At 43.3% G+C, this 20,165-nt stretch carries 18 protein-coding genes and 1 pseudogene; 11 read left to right on the forward strand and 8 right to left on the reverse strand.

Annotated elements, in window-relative coordinates; translation table 11 throughout:
- The first annotated feature begins 85 nt into the window (after nt 1-85).
- Nucleotides 86-1,618 carry a BCCT family transporter gene (locus tag ON01_RS15020; RefSeq protein WP_010531896.1) on the forward strand — a complete coding sequence of 511 codons (1,533 nt, stop codon included), beginning with the start codon at nt 86-88 and terminating at the stop codon, nt 1,616-1,618.
- A gap of 147 nt (nt 1,619-1,765) precedes the next feature.
- Here ON01_RS15020 and ON01_RS15025 read toward each other — a convergent pair whose 3' ends face one another.
- Complete coding sequence (locus ON01_RS15025; RefSeq protein WP_010531897.1) at nt 1,766-2,602, reverse strand: YitT family protein; 837 nt, start codon at nt 2,600-2,602, stop codon at nt 1,766-1,768.
- A gap of 318 nt (nt 2,603-2,920) precedes the next feature.
- Between ON01_RS15025 and ON01_RS15030 the strand changes: the two genes are divergently transcribed.
- Both ON01_RS15030 and ON01_RS15035 read left to right on the forward strand, forming a co-directional pair.
- Entirely contained in the window at nt 2,921-4,114 is a 1,194-nt protein-coding gene (locus ON01_RS15030) for a M14 family zinc carboxypeptidase (protein ID WP_010531899.1), read from the forward strand.
- Nucleotides 4,115-4,590: 476 nt separating this feature from the next.
- A complete protein-coding gene (locus ON01_RS15035; protein WP_010531900.1) occupies nt 4,591-6,225 on the forward strand; it encodes a M14 family metallopeptidase in 1,635 nt (544 codons plus the stop codon).
- A 79-nt stretch (nt 6,226-6,304) separates the two neighbouring features.
- Here ON01_RS15035 and ON01_RS15040 read toward each other — a convergent pair whose 3' ends face one another.
- Nucleotides 6,305-6,712 (reverse strand): DUF2569 family protein, encoded by a 408-nt coding sequence (locus tag ON01_RS15040; protein WP_138919816.1) that lies wholly within the window; start codon nt 6,710-6,712, stop codon nt 6,305-6,307.
- Between the two features lie 193 nt (nt 6,713-6,905).
- On the opposite strand from ON01_RS15040, the gene ON01_RS15045 reads away from it, so the two are divergent.
- A complete protein-coding gene (locus ON01_RS15045) occupies nt 6,906-7,181 on the forward strand; it encodes a hypothetical protein (RefSeq protein ID WP_010531902.1) in 276 nt (91 codons plus the stop codon).
- A 6-nt stretch (nt 7,182-7,187) separates the two neighbouring features.
- A complete protein-coding gene (locus tag ON01_RS15050) occupies nt 7,188-7,475 on the forward strand; it encodes a hypothetical protein (RefSeq protein ID WP_010531903.1) in 288 nt (95 codons plus the stop codon).
- Between the two features lie 149 nt (nt 7,476-7,624).
- Here ON01_RS15050 and ON01_RS15055 read toward each other — a convergent pair whose 3' ends face one another.
- Nucleotides 7,625-8,494 (reverse strand): LysR family transcriptional regulator, encoded by an 870-nt coding sequence (locus ON01_RS15055; RefSeq protein WP_010531904.1) that lies wholly within the window; start codon nt 8,492-8,494, stop codon nt 7,625-7,627.
- A gap of 190 nt (nt 8,495-8,684) precedes the next feature.
- On the opposite strand from ON01_RS15055, the gene mmgD reads away from it, so the two are divergent.
- The 4 genes from mmgD (at nt 8,685) to ON01_RS19965 (ending at nt 12,556) form a co-directional block, all read left to right on the forward strand.
- Nucleotides 8,685-9,794 carry a citrate synthase gene (gene mmgD, locus ON01_RS15060; RefSeq protein ID WP_029329153.1) on the forward strand — a complete coding sequence of 370 codons (1,110 nt, stop codon included), beginning with the start codon at nt 8,685-8,687 and terminating at the stop codon, nt 9,792-9,794.
- Between the two features lie 72 nt (nt 9,795-9,866).
- The gene (locus ON01_RS15065) at nt 9,867-11,303 is read left to right on the forward strand and encodes a bifunctional 2-methylcitrate dehydratase/aconitate hydratase (RefSeq protein ID WP_010531906.1); all 1,437 of its coding nucleotides are present in this window, start codon (nt 9,867-9,869) and stop codon (nt 11,301-11,303) included.
- 17 nt (nt 11,304-11,320) lie between these two features.
- Nucleotides 11,321-12,226, forward strand: a complete 906-nt coding sequence (gene prpB / locus ON01_RS15070; protein WP_010531907.1) for a methylisocitrate lyase — start codon at nt 11,321-11,323, stop codon at nt 12,224-12,226.
- A 174-nt stretch (nt 12,227-12,400) separates the two neighbouring features.
- Nucleotides 12,401-12,556, forward strand: coding sequence for an SDR family oxidoreductase (locus ON01_RS19965; RefSeq protein ID WP_280990995.1), 156 nt, complete (start codon nt 12,401-12,403; stop codon nt 12,554-12,556).
- Nucleotides 12,557-12,635: 79 nt separating this feature from the next.
- Here ON01_RS19965 and ON01_RS15075 read toward each other — a convergent pair whose 3' ends face one another.
- The 3 genes from ON01_RS15075 to ON01_RS15085 are packed head-to-tail and all read right to left on the reverse strand — an operon-like array spanning nt 12,636 to nt 16,336.
- Nucleotides 12,636-14,558: a glucose PTS transporter subunit IIA gene (locus ON01_RS15075; RefSeq protein ID WP_010531908.1), complete on the reverse strand. Its 1,923-nt coding sequence runs from the start codon at nt 14,556-14,558 to the stop codon at nt 12,636-12,638.
- Nucleotides 14,551-15,477 (reverse strand): N-acetylmuramic acid 6-phosphate etherase, encoded by a 927-nt coding sequence (gene murQ, locus ON01_RS15080; protein ID WP_010531909.1) that lies wholly within the window; start codon nt 15,475-15,477, stop codon nt 14,551-14,553. The genes ON01_RS15075 and murQ overlap by 8 nt, the downstream gene beginning before the upstream one ends.
- Complete coding sequence (locus tag ON01_RS15085; RefSeq protein ID WP_010531910.1) at nt 15,452-16,336, reverse strand: MurR/RpiR family transcriptional regulator; 885 nt, start codon at nt 16,334-16,336, stop codon at nt 15,452-15,454. Before ON01_RS15085 ends, murQ begins: the two co-directional genes overlap by 26 nt.
- Nucleotides 16,337-16,527: 191 nt before the next feature.
- Here ON01_RS15085 and ON01_RS20255 point away from each other — a divergent pair.
- Nucleotides 16,528-16,650: pseudogene (locus ON01_RS20255) on the forward strand (FadR/GntR family transcriptional regulator); the annotation flags it as partial.
- Nucleotides 16,651-16,653: 3 nt separating this feature from the next.
- On the opposite strand, the gene ON01_RS15090 reads toward ON01_RS20255, so the two are convergent.
- The gene (locus tag ON01_RS15090) at nt 16,654-17,577 is read right to left on the reverse strand and encodes an AEC family transporter (protein WP_010531911.1); all 924 of its coding nucleotides are present in this window, start codon (nt 17,575-17,577) and stop codon (nt 16,654-16,656) included.
- 308 nt (nt 17,578-17,885) lie between these two features.
- A complete protein-coding gene (locus ON01_RS15095) occupies nt 17,886-19,115 on the reverse strand; it encodes an IS256 family transposase (RefSeq protein ID WP_010531912.1) in 1,230 nt (409 codons plus the stop codon).
- A gap of 284 nt (nt 19,116-19,399) precedes the next feature.
- Here ON01_RS15095 and ON01_RS15100 point away from each other — a divergent pair, with 284 nt between their 5' ends.
- Nucleotides 19,400-20,122 carry a GntR family transcriptional regulator gene (locus ON01_RS15100; RefSeq protein WP_010531913.1) on the forward strand — a complete coding sequence of 241 codons (723 nt, stop codon included), beginning with the start codon at nt 19,400-19,402 and terminating at the stop codon, nt 20,120-20,122.
- The last annotated feature ends 43 nt before the right edge of the window (nt 20,123-20,165 follow it).

Below are 20,165 nucleotides of genomic sequence, written 5' to 3' on the forward strand. Positions count from 1 at the left end.
TTTAATACTTGTTCTCACAAGCGTATGCCTGCTTAGGTAAAAGCATTTATGCGTTGTGAGTTCTTAAAATAGGAGGAACTCATTTTTGACGAATTTAAGTAAGAATAAGAACGGTCAAACCATTGATAGACCTGTTCTTTTTCTGAGTGGAGGAGCACTGCTGGCATTTGTGGTTCTCGCTTTGATTAATCAGGATATGGTTACAGATAGTGTGAATTATTTATTTAATTTGTCCGCAACTTATTTTGGAGCCATTTATCAATTTCTGTTGTTGGGGACATTTTTTATTGCGTTATTTCTGGGGTATTCAAAGTATGGGAAGATTCGCTTAGGTAAATTGGACAAACCGGAAATGAGCAATTTTAAATGGATTTCCATCATTATGTGTACACTATTGGCGGCCGGCGGTGTGTTTTGGGCTGCCGCTGAACCGTTAAGTCACTTTTTAACGGTGCCGCCGCATTTTTCCGGTATAGAGGCTGGTACGGCTGAGGCGGTTTCACCTGCACTTGCTACCAGTTTCGTCGACTGGGGTTTTCTTGCATGGGCGATACTTGGTACGCTTGGCACTTTTGTACTGATGTATGCCCATTATCACCGCGGGACGCCGCTAAAGCCGAGAGCATTACTTTATCCGATTCTTGGCGATAAAATTTTGAAGAAAAGTGTGCTTGGTACCTTTGTGGATGTATTCTCGGTTATCTCGGTAGCTGCTGGCACAATAGGGCCGATCGGATTTCTTGGCTTGCAGGCCGGCTATGGGCTGAGTGCCTTGTTTGGTGTTCCTGATAATCTATTGGTGCAATCATTAATCATTATTGTTGTTGTGGTGGTGGCAGGGATTTCTGCCGCTACAGGGATTCATAAGGGGATCCAGATCATGAGCAGTTATAATGTTATTCTGTCTCTCGTTATCGTTGGGGCTATTCTTGTACTTGGTCCAGCGCTATTTATATTCGATTCTTATCTGGAGTCATTCGGCTTATATGTCCAAAATTTCATCAGTATGAGTACGTTCCGCGGTGACGGGGCTTGGCTTGGCGGATGGACCGTCTTCTTCTTTGCCTGGTTCCTTGGTTATGCGCCAATGATGGCTATGTTTGTCAGCCGTATTTCCAGAGGGCGTACGATTCGGGAAATTGTGACGGCTGTTGCGGTCATTGCACCTGTTGTCACGACGTTCTGGTTTACAATCGTTGGTGGGACAGGAATCTTTGAGGAAATACAAAATCCAGGTTCTGTTTCCGAAGCACTAGGTAACGCTGGCCCGCCAGCAGCGATGATTGCCATTGCGGAACAATTGCCACTTGGAACGATTATTGGATTTCTGCTGCTATTGACAACCATTATTTTCGTTCTGACAACAACCGATTCGATGTCATTGACGATTTCAATGGCCATTACTGGAAGTGGCGATCCGTCTAAATCATTGCGTGTTTTCTGGGCTTTCCTGATGGGTCTTGTAGCCACTGTCCTGATCGTCGTTGGCGAATCCAGTATCGATGCGTTACAATCCTTTATCGTGGTGACAGCCGTTCCTGTATCTTTACTGATGCTGACCACATTCTGGACCGCTCCAAGGGTATGTCAAAATCTCTTCAAAGAGCAGAAGCTGTAGAAAGTGCTGAATAGGCGTTCCGATTCTTTGAATTGACAGTATACTAAACAAAAACTTGGCTTTCACTGCAGATTTACTGAAAGCCAAGTTTTTTATAGTGATGAAGATATGATATTAAGCAACGTCTCAATTCAAGTGAGTCCGCCATCATTTTTTTGCCCAAGAGAAACTGCCGCCGAATACGTCGCGGACGTCGTGAATGACAACAAAAGCTCTGTCATCAACATCGTTTATGATGCGTTTGAGTTTCATGATCTGGTATTTATTAATAATGATATAGGCCATATCGGCACTGTCTTTCATGTAGCCGCCGTAGCCCTCAAATACCGTTGCGCTTGTTTTCATTTGCTGAACGACTTCATCGGTAATTTCCGGCGCATAGGCGGAGATAACGCTGACCGCCTTGCGTGTGTCAAGCCCTTCTAGAATGATGTCTGTCGCTTTCTTGCCGATAAATAATGAAACGATCGTATACATCGTATTGAGCGGTCCGATGATCAACAGTCCGGACGATACAATCATTGCGTCAAGCGCAAAGTTCGTCCGTGTCAGATCCCAGCCGAAGTTGTGGTGCAGCATGCGTGCAATAACACTCGTTCCGCCCATGGAACTGCCGGTTCGCAGGATAAGTCCGGCACCGATGCCAATGAAGAAACCGGCGAAAATAGCTGAAACAAGCGGGTCCCCCAAAGATTCAACTTGTTGTTCTGTTATAAAGATGAAAAATGAGAGGAGCGGTGCTGTTATCACGGTCAGGAATATGGTCCGCCTTGGCAGCACCCGGTAGCCAATCATTAAAATAATGGATGCCAATATAAAGTTGACGATCCCAGGCGACCACCCGAATGCATAGAACAAGATTAATGACATGCCGGGCAGCCCGCCGTCTGCAAGATTGTTCGGGATTGCCAGAAAAGTCAGTGCCAAAGCATAAAGCAATGCGCCCGCCACAATCATAGCCAAATCCTTTGCCAGTTTTATCATTTCCTCTCAACTCCCTTGTTTAGCTGTGGAAGCTATCAACCTGATTCTATATTGGACACAGTTTAGCATGTTTTATTTTGAGTCAGCAATCCAAGAAATACTAATGAGAAAAGGCATGGTTACGATGGTGGCTGTGTCTTTTCTTATTAAAGTAAAGTTCCTGCGTTTAAACGCTACTTTTGACTTATTCAAATCATCCCCAAACGACCTTACATCAGGGTACTTAGGTTCATTTTTTGGTTTTTTAAAGGGATTCAATTATTTGAAAAAGAATAGATAACAGTGGGTTATTAAATAAACACTAGGAGGGAGTTTTGGATGAAGAAAAAGAAGAAACTTACATTGGCTTGCAGCGCTGTATTGTTAAGCGCAGGGATGTTGGCTCCAACGTTTGATGCACCGGTAAAGGCAGAATCTAATCCTGTTACCATGAACAAACCACCTATATCTGGTTTTATAAGCCACAATGAACTATCCAAGAAATTAAACCAGATCGAGAAATCCAGTCAGGGTAATGTTGAGGTGGAAGTTGCCGGTCATTCCAATCAAGGCCGGGAAATCTACAAAGCAACGATTGGTTCAGGGGACAAAGTTGTGATGATTCAAAGCGAAATTCACGGTAATGAGAAAGTCGGTACAAAAGCACTATTAAAAATGATCCAAAAAATCGGGTCTAATAATTCTCCTGAAATGAGACAGCTCAGGGAAGAATTAACAATTGTTGCCATGCCTATGATCAACCCGGATGCGACCGAATTGAACCGCCGCGGGACTGACATGACTTGGGACGAAGTGACAGCTGCATTCCCGCAGCTCGAAAATGCCGAGCCTTCCTGGAACTATTACACGTATAAGAATCAATATTGGGATTATGAATTCAAACCAGGTTTTGACATGAATCGAGACTTCAATCCTGATTTGGATTACACACCGCAGCCGGAGGATTTTCCGGGCTCATCATCCGAACCGGGCTGGTATATCACGCCTGAAGCGCAAACAGTCCGGGATGTTTATAAAGATTTGCAGGATCAATTTGGCACGGTAGATGTTTTCGTTGATCTGCACCATCAGGGGGAATATGTCATCGAGGGCACGGATAAGCCGGTTACATTCTCACTTTCCGGCGTGTTCGTACCACATCCGGACACTAAAGAGGGTGAAAAATATAGCGAATATGCAGATCAGTATAATGTTGAATACTCCAAGCAATTGAATGTCGCTGCATATGATGCCCTGCAGCAAATGGGCAATTCGCCATTCGGCAACATCTCGCTATACCCGCAAGATCTGGACCTGCCGGGAACAGCTCTCGGTTCTTTTGCACTGAATGGAAGCGGCGCTGTTCTATTTGAAATCACCGGACAAACGCAAGACTTCGGACAAAAGAAAATGGGGCAGTTGCGAAAAGCAGTCGAAACCGGTGTGTTCGGAATTTTAAATGGCGTTGCTACTGGAGAGGTGAGTGAATTGGACGCTGAAAGGTATGATGATATACCGCTGACGGATAGGTAGATGAGAATTTGTTGTGGGAAATCGTAAAGAGATCAGACATTGAATAAGACATCCCGTGTCACTTGTACAGTGGTGCGGGATGTTTTGCTAAATATGAAATGATATTGCCTCGAGTTTTATTGACCGCATCGGTGAATTAACCGTTCTGCCGCTTGGAACATCACAGGGGGTTTACGATTCCCCAGAGGTTAAAGGTTCGCCGGGATGCTTTAAGGTGCTCACGGCAGTTTGCATGAGGATGAAATGATGGTACCTTGTTTGATGTGGAGGAGTTGAGCCACCTGGGCTTTCAGAGATTTAAGTTTAATATGATTACCACAGAGAACAATCATTTAGTTGATTGTCTCTTTTTGATTCCTCTTGTATAGTGCCAGAATACCTATTGATTAAAATATTCCCCCATGATAATATAAATGAAATTATTCCCATATAATTAGTGTGAATTAATTTCAACATTTTTGGAAAGGGGTTATTTTGTGAGGAATGTATTGTTAATTTTTAGCTCAATCTTACTTTCTGCTTCTTTATTGATTCCAGTGGCAGCCTCAGCTGAGCCATATTATGGAAAGGAATACTCCCAATCAAAACAAGTGTTGGATCTTTATCCTAATCCAGATGCAGATTTTGAGACACCGGCTTTTACGACAGAGGGGAAAAGTTTTACATCCCAGGAAGAAATGATGGATTATGTTCGTAATTTGGATGAAGAAAATAGTTACATAGAAATGTCTATCATCGGGGAATCGATTGAAGGAAGAAAAGTCCCGATGCTTGAGTTTGAAAAAGGGAATAACCCAAAACAAAAACCAACTGTTTGGATACACAGCCAAATTCATGGCAATGAGCCTGCAGCAGGTGAGACGGCGTTAGTTATGGCCAACAATTTGGCGGGTGCACATGGTGAAGACATTCTCGAAAAGATCAATGTTGTTATTGTGCCCAGGGTCAATGTCGATGGTTCTTATCATTTCCAGCGACAGAATGTAAACGGGTTAGACTTGAACCGCGACCACACCAAATTGGAATCATCGGTCATTCAAGCGGTCCATAAAGCTTTTAACGACAAGCAGCCTGAGGTATCAATTGTCGGACACGAATACGGTGTAAAACACAACAGTGAGGCTTTTAAAGACATTGGGAAACAAGGGTCGCTTGCGTATCATGATATTTTATTGCAATCGGGCAGAAATCTTGGCATACCGGAACAAATTCGGGACATGTCATTTGATCTCTTTATTTCAAATGCCAGAGACAAATTGACAGAACGTGGTTTTTCCAATGGCATTTATTATACAGTTGCAGGACGTAATGATGAAGGACAGCTTGTCATCAACGAACCTACCTATGGAGCGGATAGAGGTCCGAGTAATCTAGGCCTGCAGCCCGCGATTTCATTTATTACTGAAACAAGAGGGATTGGCATCGGAAGAGAGTCATTCGAAAGACGTGTTGCATCAGCTGTGACGGCACAAATGAGTATATTAGAAACAACAGCACAGAATTCAAAAATGGTAAAAAAAGTGGTTGAAAATGCACGAAAGGATACTGTGAAAAATGGAAGAAAAGCAGACGCCGATGATAAAGTTGCCATAACGATGAAAAGGAAACAGATGAGTGACCAAAATTTCACGGTCACTGACATTGCAACAGGGAAGCCTAAGAACCTGAAAGTTGAATATTTGAGCTCAACAGAAGCTATTCCAACCTTGGAAAGAGTACGTCCGACTAAGTATATTATGCCTCCCGTATATGACGATCTGGCAGAGAAGTTTGAATTAATGGGTGTCGATGTTGCAAAAACAAAGCGACCTATGAAACTCGAAGTGGAAAAATATACTGTGACAGATAAAGAAGTGGATGAATATGAATTTGAAGGCGTTCACCAAGTTCATGTTGAAACGGAAGTTACTTCACAAAATGTTGAAATACCCGAAGGAAGCTATGTTTATTCCATGGCTCAACCGACAGCTAATAAACTTCCTGTAACTCTTGAGCCGGAATCGCCAGCCAGTTTTGTAACATGGGACTATATTCAAAGTGAAGTTGGGGAAACCTTACCGATTTACCGCTTTATGAAGCAACGGGCACTGCCGGTAGATCCATTGAGATAACAAATAATAAAAAAGGCCCCCATCCATAAATAAGGTGGGGGTTTAAAATTGACTAAGAGATGCCAAAAAGTGCCTTCCATCAGTTGACGAACGTTGCCTTGACGCGTTTGGACCTGATAAAATACCCGATCCAAATGGCACTGAATAGTATATAAACCCAGTCAATTCCCGCCCCAGCAAATATCACGGGCAGGTACAGCAAAATGTCGATGGTGAAATTTGCTATCATTAGCTTTGGCAGGATTCGTTTCCGTTTGACCCATGTGTATATAATGAAACCATAAAATATAGCGAGAATGATATCCGATATGTATATAAATAGATCGTAACCGCTCAAATCAGCCGGGTTAAACGTAAAGACAACAAACATTACCGCAGCTAAATTGAAAAGGATCATCACTGCCGGGATAATGAGCCATCCAGCTACGATCGCATAACGATGGCCGGTTTCAAATTCAGGTTGATTTTTTGCTATTTCTTCGCTCATCATTACATTCCCTTCTTTTACAATTAAACTCAGTATAGCAAATCCGGATTATTCCTTCTACTTTTCAATCCTTTCAATAGCCATAGTGTTTTGCAGGATAAAGCTTCCCTGCTGATTGAAGTTTCACTTTAGTGTAGAAAGATTCGTGTGGTCTGAGATTTGCCAGACACTAACAACAAGAAGGGGAAGTAAGATGAACTACATACGAGCATTTTTATCTGTTTCACTGCTGCTTTTGCTCGTCTTGACCGCCTGCAGCGGGGAGAGACAAGAAGAAACAGCGAACGAAGGAGATTCCGGCGGGGAGGAAGAGAAAGTAGTCCATTTGAGTGCGCCTGGTGTGATTCCCGTCCTGAATCCAACAATGGCTGATAATGACTTTAGCTTTAATGTGCCGCCCGAGCAAATTGTGGATGCTAACAATCAAAATTACGAGCTGATTTTAACGGGGTGGGGCGGCGACTATTAGGGCCCGATGACTTATTTGAACCTGTTTATCACCGACAGTCCGGGCAATCATACGGAGTATTCAGACGAAGAATATGACAAACTGGTTCTTGACTCGAAATCCTCGTTGGCAGACAAGCCGATGAAGCGCTGGAATGCCCTATTAAAAGCTGAGCGATTGCTGATTGAAGAGAGCTCGGTGTTCGTCCCGCTCTATCAATCCGGGACGGCCTATTTGCAAAAAGATGATGTGACGAATCTGATTGCCTATCAGATCAGTGCGGACAACTATAAATGGGTTGATGTGGAGGAATAGCAGGAAGTGGAGGCTGTGCTATGGGAGGGAGACCCTATAGTACAGCCTTTCTTGTAGGATGATTGTATGGCCTGGAAAGGACGCTTATGAAAACAGCCAAATAACGCATTCTGTCATTTTGACGTAATGTGCGGTGATTTTAAATACCCTTAAAGCTCCTTCATGTCAAGCGTCCGGATAAAATGAACAAACGCATGGACAATGTTTATCTGCAGTGAATCCTCGTGGTAGTACATCCAGGTCTTGCGTGTGATGGCTTCACCTGAGGGGAGGTACAGCGGTTTGGTCACAAGCTCCGGGTGTGGCCGCACGACAAGGTTGGCCAATATGGCATAACCAAGTCCATTAATAATCATTTCTTTGCACGTTTCCACCTGGTTGACCTGAATATTGATATTGGGCTGTTGTTTGTAGTTGTTGTACCACCAGCTGTCGACGATTTGCCGCATTTTTTCATCCGTATTGTAATCGATGCGTGGTAAGGCGGGCAAAGTGTCCCACGTGAATTCCCATGGGGACGCAATGCATATTTCTTCCTCATAAAGCAGCTCTTTGTTGTCTTTCCAGCTGTAATCACCTTTAATAAAGCTGATGTGAACATCATGATTCAGAATACGCCGGTACATTTCACTGCTCCAGCCGGTCACAACCTGGAATTCGACATTCGGATATTGTTGTTTAAACAAGCGCAGTAACTTGGGCATTTTATTCAGTGCGAAGAAATTGGAGACCCCAACCCGCAATGTGCCGGCAACTTGCTCCTTCATGTTGTCCAGTGTTTCCTCAATTTTTAATTGTTCACTAAGCATTTTTCGTGCATGCCGGGCCAGTGTTTCTCCCTCGGGCGTAAACGTAATCCCTCTTTGTTTCCTGATGACCAATTTCACGCCGTAATAATCTTCGAGACTTCTAATTCTCGACGTTAGTGTTGGCTGTGACAGAAAAAGGCGTTTTGCCGCTTGCGTTATGTTTTCTGTGGCATATAAGGCATTCAGCATTTCCCAATCTTGAAATTTCATGATCGGCCGTCCCTTCATGGCATTATAGTTTTGTCTGGTATTGAAATTATCTATGTCTAATAATTAAAATTATATATTTTTATAATTTTTAAATCAAATTTATAATAGACTTAAAGAAAAAAATAATTCCCGGGATTTATTTTTAAAATGATATGAAAGTGGTTTCAATGAGGAATAGATGAGGAGGTTCATGATAATGGAAGAAACATTTGTACCGGGTCTTGAAGGGGTTGTTGCGTCCGAAACGGGTATTTCCCTTTTGGACACAGAACAGGAAAAAATTATTATCAGAGGTTATGATTTGATAGACTTATCGACAAGGAAAACGTATGCCGATATCGTATATCTGTTATTAGAGGGGACATTGCCCTCAGATGCTGAGCGGCAAGCTGTTGAGGTGAAACTGAAAGATAATTATCAAATTCCCGCCACTGTTATGGATATTCTCAAATTATTGCCAAAAGAAACACACCCAATGGATGGACAGCGGACAGCCATATCAGTCTCAGCAGGTTATGATCAAGCGCTTAATGACCGCTCGCTTGAGGCGAATAATCGCCGGGCATACGAAATTTTGGGGCAGCTACCGGCGATCACGGTGAACAGCTACCGGATTCTTAATAACCAGGAACCGGTCGAACCGGATCCCGAACTTCCATATAGCGCGAACTTTTTGTACATGATAACAGGTCAAGAACCAACTGAATTGGAAGCAGAAATCTTTGATCGTTCACTGCTACTATATAGTGAACATGAGATGCCGAATTCAACATTTACATCACGTGTGATTGCCTCCACACATTCAGATATGTACGGGGCGCTGACGGGTGCTGTTGCATCATTAAAAGGAAATTTGCATGGCGGTGCGAATGAAGCAGTCATGTATATGCTGAATGATGCCAGCTCAGTTGATGAATTTGAGAAAATACTTGAGAAAAAACTGCAGCGCAAAGAAAAGATTATGGGGTTCGGGCATCGCGTCTATATGAAGAAAATGGATCCGAGAGCTGCGATGATGAAAGAATCCCTGAAGCAGCTTTGTGACCTTAAAGGTGACTCACTACTGCTTGACATGTGTGAAGCTGGGGAAAAGATTATGGCACAGGAAAAAGGATTGTATCCAAATCTGGATTACTATGCGGCTCCTGTTTACTGGATGCTCGAGATTCCTATTCCGTTATACACACCAATCTTTTTCAGTTCCAGGACGGCGGGACTGTGTGCACACATTATTGAACAGCATGAAAACAATCGTCTGTTCAGGCCGAGGGTGAAATACATCGGCGAGCGAACTCAGTAAGCGCGGTCGATTACAATTCAAAGTAATAAAGTTGAAATCGAAAACTTCGGGCAAAAGGAAAGGAAGTTGATGATGGTAAAATTGGAAGAGAAAAAAACAGCCGATGCGGTTTTAGAGGAAATTGCCGATTATGTGCTGACTAAAGAGATTACAAGCGATGAAGCCTTCTCAACCGCACATTATGTGCTGATTGATACATTGGGGTGCGGGATTCTGGCACTGAACTATCCGGAATGTACAAAGCTCCTTGGGCCGGTTGTGCCCGGTACAGTTGTTCCAAACGGCACGCGTGTACCTGGGACATCTCATGTGCTTGATCCGGTAGATGGTGCGTTCAATATAGGAGCCATGATTCGCTGGCTCGACTATAATGATACATGGCTTGCCGCTGAATGGGGACACCCTTCCGATAATCTAGGCGGTATTCTTGCTGTTGCGGACTATGTCAGTCAGGAACGTCTGTCTAAAGGCCAGGAACCTGTTAAGATAGAAGAAGTTTTGGAAATGATGATTAAAGCTCATGAAATACAGGGAACCCTTGCCCTGGAAAACAGCCTGAATCGTGTCGGGCTTGATCATGTATTATACGTTAAAGTAGCTACTACGGCAGTGGTAACGAAAATGCTGGGCGGTGGACGTGACGAAATTATCAATGCATTGTCAAACGCTTGGATTGATAATTCCAGTTTACGCACTTACCGGCATGCACCGAATGCCGGTTCACGAAAATCATGGGCCGCAGGAGATGCCACCAGCAGGGGTGTTCGTCTGGCCATGATGGCAGTCAATGGCGAAATGGGTTACGCAACGGCCTTAAGTGCGCCAGGATGGGGCTTTCAGGATGTTCTGTTTAACAAGCAGGAGCTCGTGCTCAGCCAGCCGCTTGATAGTTATGTCATGGAAAATGTCTTATTCAAGGTTTCCTTTCCGGCGGAATTCCATGCACAGACAGCTGCAGAGGCTGCAGTAGAGCTGCATCCGGAAGTGAAGGACCGTCTGGACGAAATTGATCAGATCACCATTACGACACATGAGTCCGCCATTCGGATTATCGATAAAAAAGGACGGCTTTATAACCCGGCAGATCGCGATCACTGCATCCAATACATTACCGCAATCGGACTCTTAAAAGGTGGTATCATAGCAGAGGATTATGAGGATGAAGCGGCTGCTGATCCGGTAATCGATGAATTGCGTGATAAAATGGTTTTGCTGGAAAATGAAGCCTACACGAAAGATTACCTTGATCCGGACAAACGTTCCATCGCCAATGCGGTTCAGATCCATTTTAAAGACGGTACTTCAACCGAGAATGTGGATTGCGAATACCCATTGGGTCACCGATTCCGCAGGCAAGAAGCAATGCCGCAAATCCGCAAAAAATACGTGAATAATCTATCAACCAACTATGCGAAAAAGCAATTGCAGGACATAACAGACGTCAGTTTTGATTATCAAACATTAGCGGCAATGAATGTGAATGAATTTGTGGCGTTATTTGTCCAATAAGAAGGAGGACCCTATGTATGGCATGGATTGTCGATCAGTCATCAACACAGGAAGAATTAGCGAAACAGTTTAAGGAGCTTATCAGGAAGGATGATATTTTACAAATCCCTGGTGCTCATGATGCCATGGCGGCACTCGTAGCAAAAAAAGAAGGTTTTTCATCCTTGTACTTATCAGGTGGTGCTTACACAGCAAGCCTTGGACTGCCTGACCTGGGGATTGTGACATCAACCGAAATGGCGGATCGCGCGAAGGAATTAGTCCGAGCTGCCAATCTGCCGGTACTTGTTGATATCGATACTGGATTCGGCGGGGTTTTGAATGTCGCCCGCACTGCCGCCGAAATGGTTGAAGCAAAAGTGGCGGCTGTTCAAATTGAAGATCAGCAGCTCCCGAAAAAGTGCGGCCATCTGAACGGGAAGCAGCTCGTCCCAAAAGAGGAATTGGCACAAAAAATCAAGGCAATTAAAGAAGTCGCCCCATCCCTAGTTGTTGTGGCACGTACTGATGCGAAAGCAGTTGAAGGCATTGATTCAGCGGTTGAACGGGCTGAATTTTATGTGGAAGCTGGTGCAGATGCCGTTTTCCCGGAGGCACTGCAGACAGAAGAGGAGTTTCGGTTATTTTCCGCGAAGCTGGATGCCCCGCTGCTTGCTAACATGACGGAATTCGGCAAGACGCCGTATTTCAGTGCACAGGAATTTCAGGATATGGGCTTCAGTATAGTGATTTATCCGGTTACTTCCTTAAGGGTTGCTGCAAAAGCCTATGAGCGAATATTTAAGCTCATAATGGAAGAGGGCACCCAGAAAGAAGGACTTTCTGATATGCAAACACGACAAGAGTTGTATGATATTAATTCTTTAGCTGAATTTGAAGAATTGGATGGGAATATTGCCAAGACTGTTTTGGGTGACGAATGACAGGGATTGCATGATAGTAAAAAACAAATGTTGAAGAGGCGCCAGTAATTGATGCTGGTGTCTTTTTATTGCAGAAATTAATGGTTTATACATTATCTTCCATATCACGTTGATCTGAAAGGTACAGCGCTTTGCCTGAAATATGAACTGCAGCAGCTGATTGAACAATTTGGTCTGACACCTGAAGAGTATGCACCACAGCTTAGTTTGTTGGACCGGTTTGGTCAGGCTGATGAGATTGCGGAGGCAAGCCTTTGGTTAGCTTCAGATCAGTCATCCTATGTTACTGGAACAACCATTCATGCTGATGCTGGGTATACGAGCCGGTAAGTCTGCAAAACAGATACAGGAGCATTTAGATTAGAAAATTAATAAAACGGGAACAGGGCGCACCTTGTTCCCGCTTTTTCTATTTTACTGACATCAATCTATCCCCAGCCTCAATTTGTTTCCGGCTGACAGGTGTAATCGTTTCATAGGCATCAGAATTGGTAATGACAATAGGGGAGGCCAAATCAAATCCTTTATTGCTGATCGCATCCATATCAAATGAACATAAGAGCTGACCCTTTTCAACGTCTTCATCTTTTGCCACGTTTAATTCAAATACCTTTTCTTTAATATCAACGGTATCCAGTCCGATATGCAGCAGTATTTCCACACCACTGCCAGTTGTTATTCCGATGGCATGTCCAGTTGGGAAAACGGTTGTCACTTTGCCATTGGCAGGAGCGTACAATTTACCTTCACTTGGATAAATGGCAACACCTTTACCAACCGCTTTCGTTGCAAAAACTTCATCGCTTAGTTCATTTAACGGACGCAATTCTCCAGATAATGGACTAGCGATATGCGTTTTTTCCTCATGGTCTTGCCCGCCACCTTCATCTGCTTTTTTCGTTTCACCAGCTGTTTCACCATAAAGCTTGTAGACCATTTCTTCTTTGTAGCCGAATAGATAGGTCAGGACAAATCCGCCGATATACGAAATGACAAGTCCGATAATATAGAGCAAATATTGATTGTTTGCTATCAGTGGAATCATGACGATGCCGGATGGCCCGACTGTAATAGCCCCCACTTCAAACAGGGATAAGAACGCACCACCGAATCCTGCGCCGAGACACGCTGTGATAAACGGGCGCCCAAGCGGCAAGCTGACACCATAAATAAGCGGTTCACCGATACCGAGAAATCCGACAGGCAGGACACTTGCGACAGTATTTTTCAAACGTTTATTTTTGGCTTTAATATAAATGGCAATCATGGCACCAACTTGTCCACCGCCTGCCATGGCAAGGATAGGGAGCAATGTCGTTGAGCCGAATTGATTAATTAACTCCAGATGCACAGGAATTAATCCCTGGTGCATGCCAACGGTTACCAGCGGCAGGAATGTTGCTGCAAGCACATATCCGCCAATGATACCGCCTGCTTCAAGCATGATATCAACCAGGAACCACGTAATCCCGTCCATCAGCAAGCCTGCAATTGGCTGGATCACCACAATTGTCAAAATGGAACCGACCATGACGGTAATCAGTGGTGTTAGAATGAGATCGAGACTGTCGATGACACGCTTACGAATAAATTTTTCAATTTGTGTAAACAGATAGGCAGCTATAATAACACCCAACAGACCGCCAAGACCGGAGCTGAGTTTCAAATCCAGGCCAAATAGATTCAAGGAGCCTACATCACCTAAAACAGGTGCATAAATCAGTAATCCTGCGATACCGCCGAGAACCATTGTACCGCCAAATTCTCTTGCGGTATTAATACCGACAAATACACCGAGCGACCCAAACAGGAGATTCCCGATTGCCTGCAGCAGCATGTACCAGTCTGACTCAAGAACTGCCGGGTCCAATATGCCGGCGTCAGGATTGGCCAGGTTTGTAATGAGGTTGGCGATTCCCAGCATCAATCCTGAGGCGACCAGGCCTGGTACAATTGGAACAAAAATATTGCCGATATGCCTGAATAATTGCTGGAACGTTGATGTTTGCCTGGCTTTATAAGCTGCCTTTGTATCAGATGCCATATCAAATTCATCGTCGTCATCGTCGCCCTCAACATCAACGTTAATTGTTGTACTTTCGTGTATCTCGTTGGCAACCTTTGTTACTTTGCCGGGACCGAGGACAATTTGAATCGTCCCCTGATCGATGACACTCAGGACGCCTTCTAATTGTTTGATAGCTTCCAAATCTATATTATTGCGTGATTTGAGGTCAATCCGCAACCGTGTTATACAATTGGTGAGATTGGTGATGTTGTTTTCACCGCCAAGGTTCTCAACGATTGACTGTGCCAATTTTTGATTATTCATTGTTGGTTTCACCATCCTTGTCGTTTGCTATCCTGATAGCTTCACGCACAAATCCGTTTGACTGTTCAAGGAATTGTTTCGCTTTTTCATAGCTGCACTGCCGTTTGATCATAATAATCGCTGCCTTTGGATTCTGGTGGGATTTTTCCAAATAAGCTGAAGCAGTATCATAATTAACCTGGGCGGCAAGAGAAATAATATTTTTGGCCCGTTCGACGAGTTTTTTATTGGTTAATTGGACGTCCACCATCAGATTTTTATAGACTTTGCCGATGCCAATCATGGCACTTGTTGAAATCATGTTTGCGACGAGTTTTTGGGCAGTCCCTGCTTTTAATCGGGTTGACCCTGTTAAAATTTCGGGGCCTACCTCAACCTCGATCGGGATGTCCGCATAACGGCTGGACTGGGCATTTTTATTGCAGCTGACTGAAGCTGTCTTGGCACCCACACGCTTGCTGTATTCCAAACCGCCGATAACATAAGGGGTGCGTCCGCTGGCGGCAAGGCCAATGACGGTATCCTTTTCATTTAAATTCAATTCTTTCAGGTCGGCAGCAGCCAATTCAGGATCATCTTCAGCACCTTCAACAGCTTTCATGATGGCATCCTGATCGCCAGCGATAAGTCCCTGGACTTTTTCAGGATCTGTTCCAAATGTCGGCGGACACTCAACTGCATCCAGAATCCCCAGACGGCCGCTTGTACCGGCTCCAATATAAATGAGCCTGCCACCTTTAGTGAACGAATCAATGACCGCTGAAGCAGCTTGTTCAATTTGTTTAATTTCCTTATTAACTGCGTCTGGAACACTTTTATCTTCCTGGTTCATCACTTGTAAAATGTTATGGGTACTCATTTCATCCAAATTCATGGTTTTTTCATTACGTTTTTCAGTTGTTCTTGTTGTTTCGGGCATTCCTGGCATCCTCCCTCTGGCTTTGCTGTATGATGTCATACGTTTGGTTTAAATGGGCTAAGGAACTGTCATAATCCTCATATGCGCAAGCTGTATAGAGCATGTCAATCACATTTAATGAAGCAATCCGCGATGACATGGCAGCACTGCGGAATTCATCTTCCTGGGCAGCGACAAATAGTACAGCATCGGCTATCGCACGTAAATGCGAATCTGCGTATTTCGTAATCGCTATCACTTTTGCGCTTTTAGACTGGGCAATTTTGACACAATCAATGATTTGCTGCGTTTCACCAGAGTATGAAATAGCCACGACCACATCATCTTCATTTAGATTGACAGCCGATACTTTTTGCATATGAAAATCACTGTAAGCTGTACAAGCTTTATTGATGCGCATGAATTTTTGAATGGCATCATAGGCAATCAAAAAACTGGAGCCAACACCATAGAAGTCAATTTTCTTTGCGTTCATCAGATATTCATATGCTGTTTCAATTTGGTCTTTTTGGATTAGTTGCAGCGAACTATACAGTGACTGAATATTTGTGTTGGTGATGACCGCCATCATTTTATCGATTGAGTCATCGGGTAACAACGTTTCCTGTTCCAAATCGTGTAAATTGATCACCGCCAGATCGCCGGATAATTTTAATTTAAAATCCTTAAAGCCGTTATAGCCAAGCGAATGACAGTAGCGCATAACCGCAGAAGGACTGGCATAACTGGCATCGGCAAGCTGGCTGACGGTCATTGAGACTGCCTTTTCCGGATTCTTTAAAATATATTCCGCTACAGCACCCTCTGATGGTTTAACATAGCTAAGTGATTCCCTTACTTTGTAAAGAACACCTTCCAATTATGAACACCCCCAACCCATTAACGTTAACGCTTTCACGTTTATAGTATCCTTTGTGGTATAAAAAATCAATTAGATGATTTGTTTTGGTACAGAGTTTCAGATTTTGGAATATTGAGGGTGGACGGATGATGACATAAGAGGATCAGTTTCCTGAATTTGTTAGCTTTCAGGTAGGTAAGGCAGTAGGGGAGCATAAGGAGATCCTGCAAGCTATCGTGGAACAGGATCCCAAAGCCGCTCGGAAACATATGGAACATCATGTTAACCGCTCAAAAAATGACTTTTTAGATCACGTTCTTCTGAACGAGTAAAGACTAAAACAGTATTCTCGAAAGATAAATAACGCCTGTAACGGTCACGGCACTGAATAATGTTGAAAACAAAACAATCTGTGCAGCAAATTGCGGGTAGTTATTATATTCTTGGGCGATGACCGAACTGTTTACGGACGTGGGCATGGATGAAGCGATTAAGAGTGCCTGTGCCGCTACACCATTAATTCCGAATATGTAAATGATAATCAATGAAAGAACAGGACCAATCAAAAGCCGGAGCATCAAACTGAAATAAACAGAAGTAAGAGCCGATGAGATTTTGATTTGCGCAACTTGAGCCCCCAATAGAATAAGTGCAATGGCAATCATCGCCTCGGAAATATAGTTGGCCGGTGTCCATATAAATTGTGGAACCGATATATTTGATATATTTAAGACAATACCAGCCACCATGGCGTACAGAACGGGCATTTTAAAATAACCGAGCAATGCTTTTAGTTTACCAATTTTGACTGATTGCATCGCAAAAATGCCGTATGTAAATGTCAGGATATTTTGCATCGTCAGGATGATGACCTGGATTGACATGGCAAACGGATCGCCTTTGAACACGAGATCGTTGACCGGAACCCCGTAATTTCCCGAGTTAAAAAAGATGACACTGTTGGAGAATGTTGTGCCTTTTGCTCTATCAAACCCTTGCAGTTTAACCATTATTTTGGATAGTATGAATAACATTAGGACAAGTAACACGAAAAATAAAACAACAAGGGAAAAGACCCTTGGCGAGAATTCCGTGCTGTAGAGCTTAACAAAAATGAAACCCGGAACAAGAAAATAGATGTTTAATTTCGCCAGTGTTTGCAAATTTAGTTCAAATTTCTTCTGCATGAAATAGCCAATGCCCATGATGATGAATATGGGCAAAAGGATATCAACTAAAATTGTGAATAATTCAGCCACGTTAATTCTTCCTTTCTAGCGTTTCTATGCTGTACAATTTACGAAATAATACTAATATATTACAAAATAACAGAAATAGAAAGAAAAAGAAAAGGGATACTTTGGGGATGGGATTAGGAAAGACTCTATTAATTTTAGGTAATAAAAGAACATTGATTAAGTGAGGGTAGTATTTATTAGCCGAACAGGGAGAGGAACATTCATGCATTAATCCAATAATTTCACGATCTTATGAGAGCGCCTTGGTACCGTCAAGAAGTTTGTGTAAATAAATAGGATACTCCTCAGAATAGGTGGTGTTGGTATTTTCAGATATTATCCCGGGTACCCGGGATAATATCTGAAAATTCGATCGTTTGTGATCCGCTGTGCTTGCCGTATCTCGTTTCAAACATTTCCTGTAACGCTTGATAAGCACTTGCGAAGCCTCTGAGCTTCCGCTCTGACCATCTTTGGTTATATTCGGTTGATTGAAGGTATACCACCTTTTCTGCTGCCTTTTCACTGGGAAGGCTGTTCATCGTTTTTGTACGCTTCTTGATTTCCTTCATCGTCCGCTCAATGATATTCGTGGTATAAATCATGCGCTGGATTGATGAGGGATATTTCAAGAATGTCAGAAGCACATTTAAGTCCTCTTCCCATGATTTGACGACTTTTGGATGCTTGCCTTGCCAGTTCTCTTGAAAAGTTTTAAATTGACTCATGGCTTCTTCACTCGTGCTGGCCTCATAAATAGCCTTTAAATCCTCGGCTACAGCTGTTTGATCCTTTTTACGAACGGCGTTGATGGCATTACGAACTTTATGTACCACACAGCGCTGGACGTCAGCCTTTGGATAAATTTCTTTCATCGCTGCTTCAAGTCCGGGCAGGCCATCAAAAACACCAAGCAACACTTCCTCAACACCCCGATTGTAAAGATCGCGGAGAATTTCTTTCCAGCCGAGTGAGCTTTCCTGGCCACCGACATAGAAACCGAGAATCTCGCGGTAACCGTCTTCAGACACACCGATGACCAAGTACACGACTTCATTGGCGACATCATCGCGGCGCAGCTTCAGGTAAGTCCCGTCAAGATAAAGGATTGAATAACGTTTCTTTAGTGGGCGCTGCTGCCATGTTTCGATATTTTCGAGTGTAACGTCTGTGATGTTACTAACCGTTGTTGCCGAATAAGCAGAGCCCAGCATGTGCTCAATCATTTGCCCGATTTCACGCGTGCTGACACCTTTCTGATACATTCTCGTTACCGTTTCGCCAACCCATTGATCACGGCGTTGGTAAGGTGAGAACAATTCCGTTTGAAATTCACCATGGCGGTCGCGGGGCACAGCAAGATCATCAATATGGCCGTGCTTGGTATCAAGCGTTCGTTTGTAGTAACCATTTTTTACTTGCTTCAATTCAGGATGTTCTTCGTTGAAAAACTGTTCCCTTTCCTCTACCAAAATCGTTTCGAGCTGGTCTTTGACAAAATCACGTACAAGACTATCCAGTTGATTCATAAAGCCATCATTCGTTATACTTTGAGTCATGGTAGGGTTTCTCCTCTCTCTATTTATAGCCAATTCCGAGGGTACCCTACCTCTTTTTTTGTCTCAAAGAATTTACACAAACTATTTTACGTCATCAGCGCCTTATAAGGCTTTGGTGGTTGACACCAACTCTTCTTGTTTGCAATAAGTGTTATAATATAATTCAATAAAAGCATTGAAACATTTGGAATTTTAAGGTATCGTTTTATTAACTATAAGATTGGTACGGATGAATAATAAATCAGGTACGTAAACCATTGACTACATTAAGAGGGGAATAATTTGTGCAATTAAACTATGACAGTTCAATTCCATTACATGTCCAATTAAAAGTAATAGTCGAAAAACAAATTGCAGAAGGCGAACTTACCGGCCAAATTCCGACTGAACGAAATTTTATGGAATACTATCATGTCAGCCGAAGCACAGTGCGTGAGGCAATAAACCTTCTTGTCCGGGAAGGGGTTTTGGAGAAACGTCACGGCAGCGGAACCTTTGTCTCGCTGAAACCAATCCATCAATGGCTGGGCAACCTTACCAGTACGACGGAACTGATCAGGCAGATTGGGATGAAACCGGGTGCAAAATTAATTAACCACTATAAAATGACGCCGGAAGCTTATATTCAGGAAAAAACTGGATTCAGTGATGCCTTTTTTATTAAACGGGTCCGTTATGCGGACGAAACCCCGATCGGTGTTGAACGTCATTATTATCCTATTGAGATTGGTGAAGCGATTGCCAAGTATGACCTAAACGATACGACACTTTATGAAATTGAAGAGAATGAGCTGGGGATATTGTTTGCGGAGGCAAGCCAGATGATCGGTATCGGCATTATACCTGATGAAGAAGCTGCGCACCTGAATATTCCGCAAATGTCTCACGTGTTGACTGCTGAACGGATCATAAAAGATCAGGAAGGCAGTATCGTTGAGTTTGAAAAGGCTTATTACCGCAGTGATATGTTTAACTTTCAAATTAATCTATCCCGAAAATTCGGATGAACGTGTTCCTCGCCCCGAAGCCCTTCTTGTCCCCAATCCACCA

The organism is Lentibacillus jeotgali (assembly GCF_000224785.1).
Classification (GTDB): Bacteria; Bacillota; Bacilli; order Bacillales; family Amphibacillaceae; genus Lentibacillus; species Lentibacillus jeotgali.

Coding starts and splice junctions, on each gene's coding strand:
- ON01_RS15025 (WP_010531897.1), bottom strand. CDS start 2,602: ATGATAAAACTGGCAAAGGATTTGGCTATGATTGTGGCGGGCGCATTG.
- ON01_RS15030 (WP_010531899.1), top strand. CDS start 2,921: ATGAAGAAAAAGAAGAAACTTACATTGGCTTGCAGCGCTGTATTGTTA.
- ON01_RS15040 (WP_138919816.1), bottom strand. CDS start 6,712: ATGAGCGAAGAAATAGCAAAAAATCAACCTGAATTTGAAACCGGCCAT.
- ON01_RS15045 (WP_010531902.1), top strand. CDS start 6,906: ATGAACTACATACGAGCATTTTTATCTGTTTCACTGCTGCTTTTGCTC.
- ON01_RS15050 (WP_010531903.1), top strand. CDS start 7,188: ATGACTTATTTGAACCTGTTTATCACCGACAGTCCGGGCAATCATACG.
- ON01_RS15055 (WP_010531904.1), bottom strand. CDS start 8,494: ATGAAATTTCAAGATTGGGAAATGCTGAATGCCTTATATGCCACAGAA.
- mmgD (WP_029329153.1), top strand. CDS start 8,685: ATGATAATGGAAGAAACATTTGTACCGGGTCTTGAAGGGGTTGTTGCG.
- ON01_RS15065 (WP_010531906.1), top strand. CDS start 9,867: ATGGTAAAATTGGAAGAGAAAAAAACAGCCGATGCGGTTTTAGAGGAA.
- prpB (WP_010531907.1), top strand. CDS start 11,321: ATGGCATGGATTGTCGATCAGTCATCAACACAGGAAGAATTAGCGAAA.
- ON01_RS15075 (WP_010531908.1), bottom strand. CDS start 14,558: ATGAATAATCAAAAATTGGCACAGTCAATCGTTGAGAACCTTGGCGGT.
- murQ (WP_010531909.1), bottom strand. CDS start 15,477: ATGCCCGAAACAACAAGAACAACTGAAAAACGTAATGAAAAAACCATG.
- ON01_RS15095 (WP_010531912.1), bottom strand. CDS start 19,115: ATGACTCAAAGTATAACGAATGATGGCTTTATGAATCAACTGGATAGT.